The following is a 16,283-nucleotide window of genomic DNA, read 5'->3' on the forward strand; positions in this document are numbered from 1 at the left end:
CGGAATTATAAAAACTCAAAGCGTTCAAGTTTTGACGGATTAACGTTTAACAAAATATTATAAAAACCGAGATAGAAATTCTCCGTAAGTACCCCTAACTTATAGGGACTAAACAAAAATTACCGCTATGAAAGAACAAATCAACATTTTAAGCAAGCTAGGACTAGCCCTGTGCTTTTTATTCGTGCTTGCTTGTAACAACGATGATGGGAACGACCCGTTTGAAGAGACAGATCCTGTAAACCTGGAATCGACTACTTATGACCTCGGGTCCGTAAGTAATCCGGATATTACTGGAACAGCGACGTTCACAAAGAACGAAGACAACACCGTGACCATAGACCTGGCCTTACAGAATACCCCTGACGGTGGGCAGCATCCTGCACATATTCACTTTAACACTGCTGCAGAAGGAGGGGATATTGCCGTGACCCTGGGAACTGTTGACGGTGGCAGCGGGGAAAGCAGCGTAACCATTTCTGCCCTTGATGATGGAACCGCTATTTCCTATGATCAATTACTGGAGTTTGACGGATACATCAATGTGCACCTTAGTGCAGATGAGCTGGGAACCTTGGTGGCCCAGGGAGATATCGGGCAAAACGACCTCACAGGAAACAGCAAGACCTATGAACTGGACAGTAAAGATGTTCCAGATATTTCGGGAACGGCAACCTTTTCAGAACGTATAAACGGGGAAGCCCTGGCAGTTATCGAACTACAGAACACACCTGACAATGGAGAGCACCCAGGGCATATTCACGCCAATACTGCTGCAGAAGGAGGAGCCATACTATTCACCTTTAACCCGGTTGACGGGAATACAGGGGTTAGTGCAACCAATGTTGCCGCATTAGACAGCGGGGTAGAATTTGGCTATGCGGAAGTGCTCGATGTTGATGGGTATATCAACATCCACTTAAGCGCCCAGCAACTTGGGATCCTGGTAGCACAGGGAGACATCGGACAGAACGAATTAACCGGTCAGAGTACAACCTATGACTTAGAAAGTGTTGATGTGCCTGATATTTCAGGTTCTGCCACTTTCTCTCAAAGAGTGAATGGCGAGACCTTAGCGATCATCGAACTGGAGAATACTCCTGATGGAGGATTGCATCCGGGACATATACATGAAAACACGGCTGCTGAAGGCGGAGATATCGCCTTTACTTTCAACCCCGTAAATGGCGACACGGGAATAAGTGTTACGAATATTGCTGCGCTTGACAATGGGACTGCAATCACCTATAGCGCCTTGTTGGAATATGACGGGTATATTAATATCCATCTAAGTGCTGAAGAACTGGGAACATTAGTCGCCCAGGGGGACATAGGGCAGAATGATTTAACAGGAACCACCGTGGTCTATACTTTAGACAGTGTGGATGTCCCTGATATTTCCGGCACCGCTACCTTCTCGGAGCGGATTAATGGCGAAGCATTGGCCGTCATAGTACTTATGAATACCCCGGCAGGTGGAAGTCACCCAGGGCATATTCATATGAATTCCGCAGCAGAAGGCGGAGATATTGCTTTTACCTTTGTTCCTGTGGATGGGGATACCGGGATCAGCCAAAGTAATGTTGCTGCCCTTGACGACGGAACTGCCTTTGGGTATGCTGATGTGCTGACCTATGACGGTTATATCAATATCCACCTAAGTGCCGAGGACCTTGGCACCTTGGTTGCCCAAGGGAATATAGGAAGCAATGTCGGGCATAACGGTGATGGCGTGGTAAACTTTGACGTCACCAATTCCGGTGTAACCGATTATACTTTTAATGGAGGCGGACTGACAGATGCCTTAGATCCGGAGCTGACCCTTACCCGCGGAGCCACCTATACTTTCACGGTGAATGCTTCCGGCCATCCCTTCTTTATTAAGTCAGTACAAGGGAACACCAATGCCAATGCGTATAATGATGGGGTGACCAACAACGGGGAAGAAAATGGAACAGTGACATTTACGGTTCCGATGAACGCACCAGATATATTATACTACAACTGCCAGATCCACTCTGCAATGACCGGAGTGATCAATATAGTTGACTAAGACATGACTAAATAAAAGTAAAAACCCCGGTGTAGACCGGGGTTTTTTAATTCTTAGCAATTAATTATCGAGATAAAGTGCGACCAGGCCATCAGGTGTGCGGACATGGATCTCTTTCTTCTCCCGATCTATACGGGTAATGATCTCGTCACTGACGGGAATCAGCAGTTCTTTGCCTTTATGTTCGGCAACGAACAAGGCTTGAGCAGCCGAATCATTTACTCCTTTAATGGTACCTACGGGACCTAATTCTTCATCCACCAAACTAAAACCAACAACCTCGTGGTAATAGAATTTCTTGCCGGATAATTTTGGAAGCATGGTAAGTGGTAAGTACAATTCGGCCCCAAGGATGGCATTGGCACCCGCTTCGTCATCAATCTCTTCGAACCGGATTCGCAGCAAACTGGATTTCTGTAACAGGGATTTTTCAATAAAAAATGGAACCAGGCTATCTCCCATTGAGATAAACACTGATTCCATTTCTTCGTAAATTTCAGGCTCGTCAGTATCTAGTTTAACTAGAACTTCTCCCCTGAAACTATGTTTTGAAACTACTCTGCCCAGATAGAAACATTCTTCCTTACTAAGCATCGCAATCCTTATTCTTCTTCAGATGAAGCTTTAGTTTCTTCTGCAGCAGGAACATCTTCTGATTGCTCTACCTTGGCCTCTGGCTTAGGAGATTCTTCAACAGCTTCTGTTTCTTCAGTTGCGTCTACTGCTTCTTCAGCCTCAGGAGTTTCAGCTTCTGCAGCAGCCTGTGCTCTTTTCTCGTTCACTTCTTTTTCAGCCTCAAGCGCCTTAGCCCTAGCTTCAGCTTTCGCTTTCTCTAATTCTTCTTCACGCTGGCTAACAGATTTACCTTTCTCTTCTAACCAAGCATTGTATTTCTCTTCTACCTGCTCTTCAGTAAGAGCTCCTTTACGAAGACCTCCCATTAGGTGGTGCTTCAGTAAAACTCCTTTGTAAGAGAGAATCCTCTTCGCTGTTTCTGAAGGCTGTGCTCCATTATCCAACCAACGAACCGCGTCATCAACATTGACGTCTATAGTAGCAGGATTAGTGTTTGGATTGTAGATTCCTAATTTCTCAAGAAATTTACCATCTCTTTTTGCACGCGCATCGGCGGCTACGATCCAATAAAAAGGTTTTCCTTTTTTACCGTGTCTTTGTAATCTGATTCTAACTGGCATATCACATTAATTTGTAGGGTGCCCGACCCAGGGTTATTAATTCTTTCATTCCGCTTTTGAAGGCTACGGTCTGCCAAGTTCTTTAAGCACAGAGTTCCATGCATTTAAGAGGGTGCAAATATAAGTTTTAAAATTAAAGTGTACCTCATGAAATTGAAAGAAATTAGCCAGAGAATTAATTTCGTTTTAACAATTGGCGGAATAAGCTGTTAAATCTATGTAAAACCCCCGTATTTACTTGTGTTTCCGTCATTATCTTTTATCTTATATACAGTGACTGTTGAGAAACAACAGCTAGAATAGAAAGATAAAAATGAAGATAGATAGTATGAAGTATTCAGAAAAGATTACAAACAAATTAAACGACTTATTAGAGAAAACATATGACGCTAAAAAGGGATACGCCTTGGCAGCAGACAAAATTGATACACCAACCGTGCACCGTTTTCTGTATGACAAAGTGAGCCAGAGAGCAAATTTTGCACAGGAATTAGAAAACGAAATGCGAGAACACGGTGAGGTGAAAGAAGGCAGCAGCAGTTTTAAAGGCGATATGCACAGAACCTGGATGAACATTACTTCCAGCTTGTCCGGTGATGACACCGAACGCATACTGGAAGAAGTAGAACGTGGAGAAAAGGCTAGTTTAGAAGAATACAACGACATTCTTTCTGACGAAGAATACAGCTTACAGCCTTCAACCAGGAACCTGCTCACCAAGCAGCGTAACGCCATACAAAGCGCCTTGAATACCGCCAAGGTATATGAAGAAATGGTATCCTAGTCATAAGATACACGACCAATTGATTAAAAATCCGGGAGTTATATTCCCGGATTTTTTATTAGTTGATAACTACTGACAATTCACTTTCTTCAACTTAGGGCAATTATGTAATTTTATAGCCTGCATTACACCCTCTAAGCTTGTATTCATGTACCTGATTTTTGATACCGAAACCACGGGATTACCCAAACGGTGGGACGCCCCTTTCCACGACACTGATAACTGGCCCCGCTGTGTACAGATTGCCTGGCAATTACACGACAATATGGGCCGCCTGGTGGAACACCAGGATTTCCTGATTCGCCCTGACGGTTTTGATATTCCTTATGACGCGGAGAAAATTCACGGCATATCGACCGATCTCGCCAGGGAACAAGGTATACCCCTCGGTGAAGCCCTTGATAAATTTAATGCCGCCCTTGCCAAGGCAAAATTTATAGTGGGTCAGAATGTAGGGTTTGATGTGAACATCATGGGGGCGGAATTCCACAGGGAGGCCATTGAAAACCCTTTGCAAGAACTTCCCGTTCTTGACACCTGTACGGAGGCAACTGCAGAATTATGCCAGATTCCCGGGGGACGTGGCGGAAAATTTAAACTCCCCACCCTAACAGAACTCCACCAGCACTTGTTTGGAGAACCGTTTTCTGAGGCTCACAATGCAACGGCCGATGTTGAAGCAACAACCCGCTGTTTCCTCGAACTCCTGCGCCGAAGACAATATTCGTTACAAACACTGCAGCAAGCCCCGGGTTACTACGAACAATACGAAGAAGTTAACCCCACCGAGATCCCTAAGATCGGGCTGAGACATGTCAACCTGAAAAAGGCTTCCAAAAAAATCGCGGACAAGCTGGGAACCCACGAAGGGCCAAGTATTTCTAAAGAAGAGATACGGGAAAACCTGGAACACCTGGAAGAGGCTCCTTTTGTTCACCTGCACAACCACTCCCAGTTCTCCGTTCTGCAATCCACCATTAAGATCAAGGACCTCGTACAGACAGCCGGGGAAATGGGCATGCCTGCCGTAGCGATTACGGATCACGCGAATATGATGGGAGCTTTCCATTTTGTTCGTGAAGTAAAAGCGTACAATAAAAACGTACAGGAACAAGCCGCAGGAGAAGGAGAAGAAACGACTTCAAAAGAACTTGTGCCTATTATCGGGTGCGAATTCTTTGTCTGCGAAGATCACACCAACAAAAATGTCAAAGACATAGGCTACCAGGTGGTCTTTCTTGCCAAGAATAAAAAAGGATACCACAACCTGGCCAAAATGTCCTCCCTGGCATATACTGACGGGTTCTATTACGTGCCACGGATAGATCGAAAAATTGTGGAGCAATACAAGGACGACATCATCGTCCTTACCGGGAATATTTATGGAGAAGTTCCATCCAAAATTCTGAACGTAGGTGAGAACCAGGCCGAGGAAGCTTTGCTTTGGTGGAAATCCGTTTTTGGAGAAGACCTTTACGTAGAGGTCATGCGTCACGGGCAGGAGGATGAAGACCGCGCTAACCAGGTGCTGATCAGTATGGCCAAGAAGCATAACGTGCCCCTGGTTGCGACCAACAATACGTATTACATGCAGAAGGAGGATGCCGAGGCGCATGATATCCTCCTGTGTGTGAAAGATGGCGAAAAGCAGTCTACTCCAATAGGCAGAGGACGTGGCTACCGCTACGGCCTTCCCAACCAGGAGTACTACTTTAAATCTCCCGAGGAGATGAAAACGTTATTCAAGGATCTGCCGGAGTCTATCCTCAACATCGCAGACCTCGTTGAGAAGATTGAACCCTATGACCTGGCCAGGGATGTGTTACTCCCGGCATTTGAGATCCCCGAAGAATTTAAAGTAGCAGAAGACGAAGAAGACGGGGGTAAGCGAGGAGAGAACGCCTACCTGCGCCACATCACCTTTGAAGGCGCTAAGAAAAGGTATGGCGAGATCACGCCAGAGATAGAAGAGCGGCTGAACTTTGAATTGCAGACCATTGAAAACTCCGGTTACCCGGGATATTTCCTTATTGTAGAGGATTTCATCCGGGAAGCCAGGAATATGGACGTATCTGTAGGACCCGGAAGAGGATCCGCTGCAGGATCGGTGGTCGCATACTGCCTCAAGATCACCAATATAGACCCTATAAAGTACGACCTGCTTTTTGAGCGGTTCCTGAACCCCGACAGGGTATCCATGCCCGATATTGATATCGACTTTGATGATGAGGGAAGAAGCAGGGTTATGGATTACGTTATTGAAAAATACGGAGCTAACCAGGTAGCGCAGATCATTACCTATGGAACCATGGCTGCCAAATCATCTATCAGGGATACTGCCAGGGTACTGGACCTGCCACTAAGTGACGCGGACCGGATCTCGAAGCTGATACCGGCTATGTCTAAGCTTGGAAAGATTTTTGGCATCCCGGAATCCGATCTGAAGAAGAAGTTCCGTTCTGACGATATGGAAAAAGTAAATCATCTTCTTAATATCTCTGAAGGTGACGACCTGGAAGCCCAGACGGTAAACATGGCCAGGATCCTGGAAGGTTCGGTAAGGAATACGGGGATACATGCTTGTGGAGTGATCATTACCCCGGACGACATCACTAAATTTGTACCGGTTTCCACTGCTAAGGATTCCGATCTCTACGTAACTCAATTTGACAACTCGGTTGTAGAAAGTGCCGGCCTGTTAAAAATGGATTTCCTGGGCCTTAAAACTTTGACCCTGATCAAGGACACGGTAAAGATCGTAAAGGCCAAGCACGGTATTTCCCTGGTGCCGGATGATTTCCCGCTGGACGATACAAAAACCTACGAACTCTTCCAGAGGGGAGAAACCGTTGGTGTATTCCAGTATGAATCGCCCGGGATGCAGAAGCACATGAAGGACCTTAAGCCTACGGTGTTTGATGACCTGATAGCCATGAACGCCTTGTACCGGCCGGGACCTATGGAATACATCCCAAGTTTTATTGCTCGGAAGCACGGGAGGGAAGAGATCAGTTATGACCTACCGGAAATGGAAGAATACCTGCAAGAGACCTACGGGATAACCGTGTACCAGGAGCAGGTGATGTTATTATCGCAGAAACTTGCCGGATTTTCAAAAGGTGAAGCGGATGTTCTGCGGAAAGCTATGGGTAAGAAGATCTTTGCCCTGCTTGAAAAACTAAAGCCCAAATTCCTGGATGGAGGGGAAGAGAGAGGACACCCGAGGAATGTCCTTGAAAAGATATGGAAAGACTGGGAAGCCTTTGCGTCTTATGCCTTTAATAAAAGTCACTCTACCTGTTATGCTTATATCGCCTACCAGACAGCTTACCTGAAAGCCCACTACCCGGCAGAATACATGGCTGCAGTGCTTTCTAATAACATGAATGATATTAAGCAGGTGACCTTTTTCATGGAAGAATGCCGCCGAATGGGATTAGAGGTATTAGGACCGGATGTGAACGAATCCTATTACAAGTTCGCGGTAAATAACCAGAATGCCATCCGCTTTGGGATGGGCGCCATTAAGGGCGTGGGCAGGTCTGCCGTAGAAACTATCGTAGCAGAGCGAAAAGAAAACGGGCATTTCCTATCTGTTTTTGATCTGTCCAAGCGAATCGATCTCAGGGCAGCCAACAAGAAGGCGTTTGAAAACCTGGCCTTAGCCGGGGGCTTCGATTCTTTCGGAGACACCCACAGGGCCCAGTATTTCCACGCGGAAGGAGATGGGATCACTTTCCTTGAAAAAGTGATCAAGTACGGCGCCAGGGCCCAGGAAAGTGCAAATTCGTCCCAGGTGAGCCTTTTTGGCAGTGCCAGTGAAGTACAGATTCCCGAACCCGAAGTACCCCCTTGTGAACCTTGGGGAACCATGGAAAAGTTACGAAAGGAAAAAGAGGTAGTGGGGATCTATATCTCCGGGCATCCATTAGATGACTTTAAGATAGAGGTTAAAACCTTCTGTAATGCTGACCTCTCTTGCTTCCAAAACCTACCGGAATACGTGAATCGTGAATTATCATTTGCAGGTGTAATTACTGATGTACAGCACAGGGTTTCCAAGAATGGCAAAGGATGGGGCTTATTTACCGTGGAAGACTATAACGAATCTTTCGAATTCAGGATATTTGGCGAAGAATACCTGAAGTTCCGCCATTTCCTGATGATCAATTCATTCATCTACATCAAGGCCTATGTTCGTGAAGGTTGGACCAACCGGGATACAGGTATGAAAGGCGACCCAAGATTACAGTTCAACAGTTTTATGTTGTTGCAGGACGTCATGGAAAACTTCGCCAAAAAACTAACCATCAACCTGGACATCAACAGGCTGGAGGAGAGTCGCATTCATAAACTGAAGGACATCCTGGTATCTTTCCAGGGGAACCACCCACTTAACTTCTCTATCTATGAGATGGAGGAATCCATAAAAGTGAACCTCTCCAGCCGGAAGCAGAAGATCGGGATAAGCAGTGAATTACTGCAATTACTGGAGGAACAGGAAGTGCATTTTAAACTGAATTGATTAGCAGGGAAGCTCAAATCGCACAGATCCTAATTAACAGCTAAAGCCCTCTCATTAACAATGTCTTAATAGCATAGGAAGAATTGATGGTTATATAGGTAAAATGTATTTGTTTGGAGTAAGAAAAAGCCCGAATATTTGACTAAATTTGCATAATTCGAAAAACTAGATAAAATGGCTTTAGAAATAACAGACGCTACTTTTGACGAGGTAGTATTGAAAAGTGATAAACCCGTAGTTGTAGATTTCTGGGCGGCTTGGTGCGGTCCTTGTAGGATGGTAGGCCCCATCATTGATGAGGTCAGCGAAGAATACAAAGACAAAGCGGTAGTCGGCAAAGTAGACGTCGATGCCAACCAGGAGTTCGCAGCCAAGTATGGCGTGCGTAACATCCCCACAGTTTTAGTCTTCAAAGACGGTGAAATCGTGAACAGACAAGTAGGTGTATCCCCTAAGAAGGTTTACACGGACGCTATTGACGCGGTTCTATAGAACTACGAAATAGCATTTAATATAGGAATCCGGCCGATTGGCCGGATTTTTTTATGCTCGCTCACCCGATGTAAATAACACCCATAAGTTCTTTATATTCGTGCTATGGACCTTTCTAAGGAATTACATAAGGCGGCTTTATTCCCCAACCTTGAACTTTTGGCGAAGCAGATCGTTGAGGGATATATCAGCGGCATCCATAAAAGTCCTTTTCATGGGTTCTCTGCGGAGTTTGCAGAACACGCCATCTACAATACTGGCGAAAGCACAAAACACATCGACTGGAAGCTCTTTGCGCGTACAGATAAGCTTTATACCAAAAAGTACGAGGAAGAAACCAACCTCAGGTGTCATATGATTCTGGACAATTCGGCCTCCATGTATTACCCGGAAATGGAACAGCCTGCGTTAGAGAACTTGAACAAGATGGGGTTTGCGGTACTTGCCATAGCCGCTTTGATGGAACTTTTGAAGAAACAAAGGGATGCTGTGGGTTTGAGCATATTCTCCGATAACTACCATTACTACGCCCCGGACAAAGGAAGTGAACGGCACCGCCAGATGTTACTGAATAAGTTAGGCGAAATGGTCAATACCCCTCAACCTGGTAAAGAAACTGAAATCTATACCTACTTACACCAGATCGCTGAGAAAATTAAAAGGCGTAGCCTGGTATTTTTATTTACAGATATGTGGCAAACCGGGGAGGATGACGAGAAGCTATTTGAAGCACTCCGCCATTTAAAGTACAACAAGCACGAAGTGGTAGTATTCCACTTGCTGGACAGGGACACAGAAGTAGGGTTTAATTTTGGGAGTGGACCTAAGCGATTTCTCGACGTGGAGACGGGTGATTATATCGACCTGTATTCGGATAATGTTAAAGAGGCCTATGAGCGCAAGGTGAATGAATTTTTTCAGCATATAAAATTGCAATGTGCCCGATACCGGATTAAATATGTAGAAATTGATGTAGGGGAATCATTTGCCAAGGTCCTGAATACCTTTATGATAGAAAGGCAGCAATTCGGGTGATAAAATCTTTTTGTGGTTTTTGAATAAAATTGTTTGTCAAATTGAAATAGCAATGTATATTTGCACACGCTAAACGCCACGGTCTGGTAGTTCAGTTGGTTAGAATACCTGCCTGTCACGCAGGGGGTCGCGGGTTCGAGTCCCGTCCAGACCGCAAGAAGCAAAGCCCTTTACACGCAGTGTAAGGGGCTTTTTTCGTTCAGAGCGTTAAAAGCTTGCTTTTATAAGCGAAGGAACGGAAAAAGCCCAACCCAACGCAGTTGGGAAAGGGCTTTGCTCTTGCAGGGCCACCCCCCCAGGGCCGATTTCCGAGCCTGCGAGGAAATGAATCCCGTCATGGTTCGAAGCCTGCCAGGGGCCCATCCTACCGGCACGGGCAGGTAAATTCGAGGTTCGAGGTTCGAAACACGTTATATAAATTTAAACCTCAACGCAGTTGGGAAAGGGCGTGCTAATTGCAGGGCCACCCCATTGGGCCGATTTCCGAGCCTGCGAGGAAATCAATCCCGGGATGGTTCGAAGCCTGCCAAGGGCAGGTAAATTCGATGTTCGAGGTCCGAAACACTTTATAATTTAAACCTCAACGCAGTCGAGCAAAGGGCTTTGCTCTTCCAGGGCCACCCCATTGGGCCCACAGTGGAGCGAAGCGATCACTGTAATCCCGTCCCATAAAAATATAAGCCACTCCCAACGCAGTTGGGAAAAGACTTTGCCTTGCAGGGCCACCCCCAGTGCCGATTTCCGAGCCCGCAAGAAAATTAATCCTGAATGCCCTGATCAATTTAAATGCAGCGGGAAGCATGGGGGGAGCCCCCCGCCCCAATCGCAAGATAGTCGTCCCCACTGCAGGAAACAAGCAGCTAAAAATTGTACCTCAGTGCAAGTTTATTGCAGGGGGAAAAGCGAACTTAAAGGTGGGTGGGGGGGGCGGGTTAAGCCACCCCAGGAATCCATTGGTAGTATATGCTCAAATCACCACTTACAGGACTAATGGTTTCAGGTCCTATATGGGTCCCGAAAGATTGTCTTTAATAGGAATACGTTGGAATTATCGTAAATTCATAAAAGCTAAAACCTAACTTAGAATGAAAATCCCACGATTCATTTATTTCCTTACAGTTTGCGTGATAATGGCCTGCAATCAGGGTACAGAACAAAAGAAAGATGTCACCATAAACAGTGATGAAAATCCAACCCCTACAGTAGTCACTGCTGATATCGAAGCGGGTATTAAAGCCAATATTGCCAGGAAAGTTGAGGAAGACGGGGGGTACTTTCTATTACCGACAGACGAGAAGATCCTGAAGCTGGAGCTTGTTCGTGTACATACCGAATACCTTTCTAATCTGGGTCCTAACCGGCATTTTGCCTGTGTAGACCTGGCCGATGTAAGCGGTGACGTTTACGATGTTGATTTTTTCCTCGAAGGAGAGCCGGGGAGCATGAAAGTTACGGAAACCACCCTCCATAAACTCAATGGCAAACCCATGTATACCTGGAAACAACGCGAGGACAAGACCTGGTACAGGGTGCCCTTAGAAAACGCCTCTTCCGATTTACTTGGCGTAATCGAAGGCGAAGATAGTTTCCGGTTTAATTACGAACTTACACTTCCTGAAATCAAGGCACCTGCCAAACTGTGGCTTCCAGTACCACAAAGCGATCGTTTCCAGGACGTGAAATTGGTATCGCTAACAACCCCAGTTGCTCATCAAATGCTCGAAGAGAGCACCCATGGAAATACCATATTATACATGGAATTCGCACCGATACACAGCGGAAAGAAAATAGAAGTGAATTACGATGTTAAAAGACTGGAGAAACAGCCCTATCTGGAAGATGAATCTCCAACGCGCTATCTGAACGCAAGTGCTCTGATGCCTGTGGGCGACCGCTTCCAGATCCTGGCAGATTCTATCATCGGGGATAAACGCAACGGTGGAACGATTATGCAGGCAAGGGCATTATACGACTACGTTATTGATAATATGCGCTACATTAAAGCCGGAAAATACGGAACCGGAGATGCGGTTTACGCCTGCGATGCCCTCACCGGTAATTGCACGGAATTCCATTCGCTCTTTATTTCCCTGGCCAGGTCAGCGGGAATCCCGTCCCGATTTGCAGTAGGAGCCTCCATTCCCTCAGATCGGGATGAAGGAGGTATTGATGGATATCATTGCTGGGCCGAATTTTACGCGGAGGAAAAGTGGTGGCCAGTCGATATCAGCGAAGCCAATAAATACACTGCGCTTGCCACCTATTACTTTGGCAGGCATCCGGCAAATCGCATAGAATTCAGCCGAGGGCGCGATCTACAGGTTGACCCTGGTCCCCAATCGGGTAGCATCAATTTCCTGGCATACCCGGTTATGGAAATCGGCAATACGCCCGCTTTCCCTGAGACCTTTTTCTCATTCAGCAGGAATGCCGGAACTGGAGATGTAATCAAATGATTAACCTTATCCCTGGACGGAATCTTTAGTTGGATGCTCCTCTCCTTTAGGATGCTCGTCCCCCTCCTTAGAAGGGTGCTCCTCCCCTTTCGGGTGTTCGTCTTTAGCAGGGTGCTCTTCGCCAGTGGGATGTTCTTCCTCAGTAACAGCAGCTTCTTCAGTAGTCTGCTCCTCCCCATCTTGCTTCTTTTGATCCCTGCAGGAACTTAAAGAACCAACAGTGATGAATCCCAGTAGAAGTAAGAATGTGGTAATGGACTTAAGGTTTTTTAGTCGGTTCATTTTGTATATGTTTAGTTGGTTAGTAATGAATCAGTCCGAGTTAATAGTCGTTGCATCTAATAAATATAATGAATTTTGAACCAAATGCATTGGCTCACTTAAGGACAGAATAACTTTTATAATCAATTTTAAGATAGTGAAGTTTCGCGCTGTAGTCAGCGATGGGAATCCGGAAAAGCAGCTTAAATATCCAGAAATTAATCAATCTAATCGATCAACTATACTTAGAGCGTTCCTATTGTCTGTCCAAAATCCGGGGTATCCACCCCGCCCCGATTTCAAGATACTACCACCCACTGCAGGAAAAAAGCAGCTAAAAAAATGCACTTCAGTGCAAGTTTATTGCAGCGGGGAAATCGAACTTAAAAGCGGGGCGGGATCAAACATCCCCCGCGTTAAATTTGCGATTAAATATTCGACCTATTAATGATAAAGTCGAAGCATAAACCAAAAGTCTTCTACGAACGAAATATGCATTAAAGTGATTATCCTGCAGGGATACTCCCATGCTCCTGAGTAGGCGAGGCCATCACCACAATATTCTATCAGAAAACTATAATATTCCGGTAGCCCTGAGAATCCCAATTATTCCAACCCCGATCCAGAAGATATTCAAAATAGTATAAGCCCTGTCCTTTTTGAGGACTGCGGTCCATGACAGGATGAGAGCATCCAGGGTATTTAATGACCATACAAACAAAAATGGACTTTGGTCACCCATCCAGCTCACCAGGGAAAAGCTGAAAATTCGCATCAGAACACCAACCAGCTCAATGACACGGACATATCGCAAAACAAAATTATTAATCAAGTTCATCCATCATTGTTTTCATAATATAATAAATGAGTTCATATCTAATTATTAATCTAGATTCAAAGTGGTAAATATTGCTGCGGTTCATCTAGTCCTCAACATTTTTAAAACTTGGAACAGGAACGGAAGCATTGTAAGGACGACTAAGCCCAGGAATATGAGTCCGTAATTTTCTTTAACCCATGGAATTTCCCCGGTGAAAAATCCTGTAAGGCAGAAAATACTGACCCAGAGGACACCCCCGACGAACGTCTGCCGACGGAAAACACCATAGTTCATTTGCACGACTCCCGCAACAAAAGGAACATAGGTCCGAACAATGGGAAAAAATCTTGATATTATAACCGCCTTTTGCCCATGGTCCTTCATAAAAATCTCCGTTTTTGAATAGGCCCTCCGGATTGTCTTGTAATCCCTTTCTAATATCCAACGCCCGAAAGAGCGCCCAAGGTGGTAATTAAACAGGTAGCCCAGGATCGCTGCAAGTGATAGTAATGGAATAACGATATAAATATTCAGAGGTGAAACTGTGGCTACAACCCCGATTGAAAACAAGAGACCGTCTCCTGGCAGGAAGGGGCATAGAATGATTCCCGATTCTGAAAAAATAATAGCGAAAAGGATTAAATAGGTCAAAACGAGGTTTGCGGTAACCTGTTCAATCAGGTATTCATCTGTATTACCGATCAAATCGATCAAATCCATAACTCACGTATTTTTGGTAAAATATTATTCTTAATATTTACTCATCTAATATAACAGGCAAGAGGAATAAAATACTCAACCTTTATATCATTCAATTCTGAAATTCACTGTCACTATTTTTTGTTGCCTGCAAGTTTTATGCAGTGAATCACTTTAACTTGATACCGGGGTGGGGTTAAGCACCCCCCTTTCCTATCTACTTGAATTTTAAAAAACAATTATTGAACATCTCGAGCGCATTACCAATACAGCCCGGTGGATTAGGTGAACCTTGGTCAAATCTTAACTGTATCTTTTCCCCGGATTCATAGGGTGCGTTATGGCTAATAAATATTACCGTGGAACTTTGATGCCAAATCATTCACTACTCTGGTCTTAGGTTCAGATCACCGAATAAATAAGCAGCAGGTTTAATCCAATAAAAAGAGTTGCCGGCACATGGTAATCAAGGTCATACTGGCGTACTATTTTTTTTAAAACAGCTTTTTTTATGAATACCGGGAATCCTGTCTTAGGTTTCCTGCCCATAGGATATGAGCTCGATGGAAGCGCTTTTAAAGAAAATTGTCTGGTCATCATTCACTAAATAAGGTGTTATAGGAGTACATCAAGGTTACGCTTCGCAGGATGTTGACCGATCAACGAATCCAGAAATTGTAGTGTACCAGCTGTACCATTTCTATATACGTATAGCTTGCAATTTTAGATAAATAAAATCGATATTTATTTTTCGAGTGAAATAAGGAGCTAGTATTGATATTGGCGCATTTATTCTTTAATTCACCGGCAAGTGAAGATCGATAAACTGGTTGATCTGCTCCTGTATATCTTCCAGGTCATCAGTGCTCCAATCATCGCCGTGGCCGCCTTGGTAAACTGTCAAATTGTGCTCAATACCAAAATCTGTCAGTACTTCATCCAACACAATCCCGTTAGACAAGGGAACCAAGGGATCTTCATCACCATAAAATAAGGCGACCGGGCTACTTGAGCTCCTGACATTATAAACAGGGCTGACCGCTTCAGCATAATTGGTGCCTTGGGGATACTGAGATTCATCTACGAAAACGGACAGCGCCAAATTAAAATTCGGGTCCTCTGTATAGAAAGGATCTGTAAAATCTGTAGGCCCTACTATATCCACAACAAATTTTACCTGATCTTCAGTGTCGTAAACAAAATCATACATCAGAGACAAATGAGCACCGGCACTGGTTCCGATCATACCAAATTGCGGCAAAATCTGGTATTCGCTCTTCGCCTCTATAATTTGATTTATTACGCGTCCAATATCCTGAAATTGATTCGGAAATGCCGGAACAAAGGAAGGTCCTATCTCTGCCAAAACATAGTTCATATTGACAATAGCATGATCCGGATGATGTTCCTTGATAAGCTCGATGAATGGTGTCATACTTTCCTTATCTCCTTCAATCCACCCTCCTCCGTGCACCAGAATGATCACCTTGGTCTTTTCAGCGTTTCGATTAAAAGGCAGGTAGATATCGTATTTCTGCAGGGGATGTGACCCGTAGCTGATATTCATTAAAGTTGCTTTCTCTAAAGGAGGTCGCTCCGGTGAATCGGATCTATCCTTCTCTATTCCCCCAATTTCCTCAAAAGAGGAATTACATGAGAAGAAAACTAGACTAAGAATTGTGGTGCAGAATACCGCCAGCTTCCGGTAAGACATAGCATATAGATTTACAGAGAGGTTATTATTAATATAATAATTAAAGATATTCAATCTTTCAACAGTCTCTAAGACAAGTCGATTAAACTGGAGAATTTAACCATTAACAGTAAATAATCGACACAAAGTTCTTGAAATACGCTACATCGAAATCAATCCATTTACGGCTATCATAAACTACTGTTTCGCTATTATATCCATCCGATTTTTGACCAATAGCACCTTTTTGAATAACTGAATTACAGTAT

Annotated in this window: 12 protein-coding genes and 1 tRNA gene; 7 read left to right on the forward strand and 6 right to left on the reverse strand. The window is 44.6% G+C overall.

The window, feature by feature from the left end:
- Window positions 1-127 precede the first annotated feature (127 nt).
- Window positions 128-2,053 (forward strand): CHRD domain-containing protein, encoded by a 1,926-nt coding sequence (locus PP178_RS01825; RefSeq protein ID WP_272592597.1) that lies wholly within the window; start codon window positions 128-130, stop codon window positions 2,051-2,053.
- Between the two features lie 60 nt (window positions 2,054-2,113).
- Here the strand turns inward: PP178_RS01825 and rimM are convergent, their stop codons facing one another.
- Window positions 2,114-2,647: a ribosome maturation factor RimM gene (rimM, locus tag PP178_RS01830; RefSeq protein ID WP_272592598.1), complete on the reverse strand. Its 534-nt coding sequence runs from the start codon at window positions 2,645-2,647 to the stop codon at window positions 2,114-2,116.
- 8 nt (window positions 2,648-2,655) lie between these two features.
- Window positions 2,656-3,249, reverse strand: coding sequence for a 30S ribosomal protein S16 (locus tag PP178_RS01835; RefSeq protein ID WP_272592599.1), 594 nt, complete (start codon window positions 3,247-3,249; stop codon window positions 2,656-2,658).
- Window positions 3,250-3,577: 328 nt separating this feature from the next.
- On the opposite strand from PP178_RS01835, the gene PP178_RS01840 reads away from it, so the two are divergent.
- From PP178_RS01840 to PP178_RS01865, 6 genes are all read left to right on the forward strand, one after another.
- Window positions 3,578-4,033 (forward strand): ferritin-like domain-containing protein, encoded by a 456-nt coding sequence (locus tag PP178_RS01840; RefSeq protein WP_272592600.1) that lies wholly within the window; start codon window positions 3,578-3,580, stop codon window positions 4,031-4,033.
- Between the two features lie 148 nt (window positions 4,034-4,181).
- Entirely contained in the window at window positions 4,182-8,558 is a 4,377-nt protein-coding gene (dnaE, locus tag PP178_RS01845; RefSeq protein ID WP_272592601.1) for a DNA polymerase III subunit alpha, read from the forward strand.
- A 174-nt stretch (window positions 8,559-8,732) separates the two neighbouring features.
- Entirely contained in the window at window positions 8,733-9,050 is a 318-nt protein-coding gene (gene trxA, locus PP178_RS01850; protein WP_133642474.1) for a thioredoxin, read from the forward strand.
- Window positions 9,051-9,155: 105 nt separating this feature from the next.
- Complete coding sequence (locus PP178_RS01855) at window positions 9,156-10,085, forward strand: DUF58 domain-containing protein (RefSeq protein WP_272592602.1); 930 nt, start codon at window positions 9,156-9,158, stop codon at window positions 10,083-10,085.
- Window positions 10,086-10,165: 80 nt separating this feature from the next.
- A tRNA-Asp gene (locus tag PP178_RS01860) sits at window positions 10,166-10,239 on the forward strand.
- A gap of 976 nt (window positions 10,240-11,215) precedes the next feature.
- Complete coding sequence (locus tag PP178_RS01865; RefSeq protein WP_272592603.1) at window positions 11,216-12,541, forward strand: transglutaminase-like domain-containing protein; 1,326 nt, start codon at window positions 11,216-11,218, stop codon at window positions 12,539-12,541.
- Window positions 12,542-12,547: 6 nt separating this feature from the next.
- Here the strand turns inward: PP178_RS01865 and PP178_RS01870 are convergent, their stop codons facing one another.
- The 4 genes from PP178_RS01870 to PP178_RS01885 all read right to left on the reverse strand — a co-directional run bounded on the left by PP178_RS01870 (window position 12,548) and on the right by PP178_RS01885 (window position 16,035).
- On the reverse strand, window positions 12,548-12,823 hold the full coding sequence (locus PP178_RS01870; RefSeq protein WP_272592604.1) for a hypothetical protein: 276 nt from the start codon (window positions 12,821-12,823) through the stop codon (window positions 12,548-12,550).
- Window positions 12,824-13,376: 553 nt separating this feature from the next.
- Window positions 13,377-13,640: a hypothetical protein gene (locus PP178_RS01875; protein WP_272592605.1), complete on the reverse strand. Its 264-nt coding sequence runs from the start codon at window positions 13,638-13,640 to the stop codon at window positions 13,377-13,379.
- 81 nt (window positions 13,641-13,721) lie between these two features.
- Window positions 13,722-14,342 carry a VTT domain-containing protein gene (locus PP178_RS01880; protein ID WP_272592606.1) on the reverse strand — a complete coding sequence of 207 codons (621 nt, stop codon included), beginning with the start codon at window positions 14,340-14,342 and terminating at the stop codon, window positions 13,722-13,724.
- 775 nt (window positions 14,343-15,117) lie between these two features.
- On the reverse strand, window positions 15,118-16,035 hold the full coding sequence (locus tag PP178_RS01885) for an alpha/beta hydrolase (RefSeq protein ID WP_272592607.1): 918 nt from the start codon (window positions 16,033-16,035) through the stop codon (window positions 15,118-15,120).
- Window positions 16,036-16,283 lie beyond the last annotated feature (248 nt).

It is taken from the genome of Zeaxanthinibacter sp. PT1 (assembly GCF_028464225.1).
In the GTDB taxonomy this organism is placed as follows: Bacteria; Bacteroidota; Bacteroidia; order Flavobacteriales; family Flavobacteriaceae; genus Zeaxanthinibacter.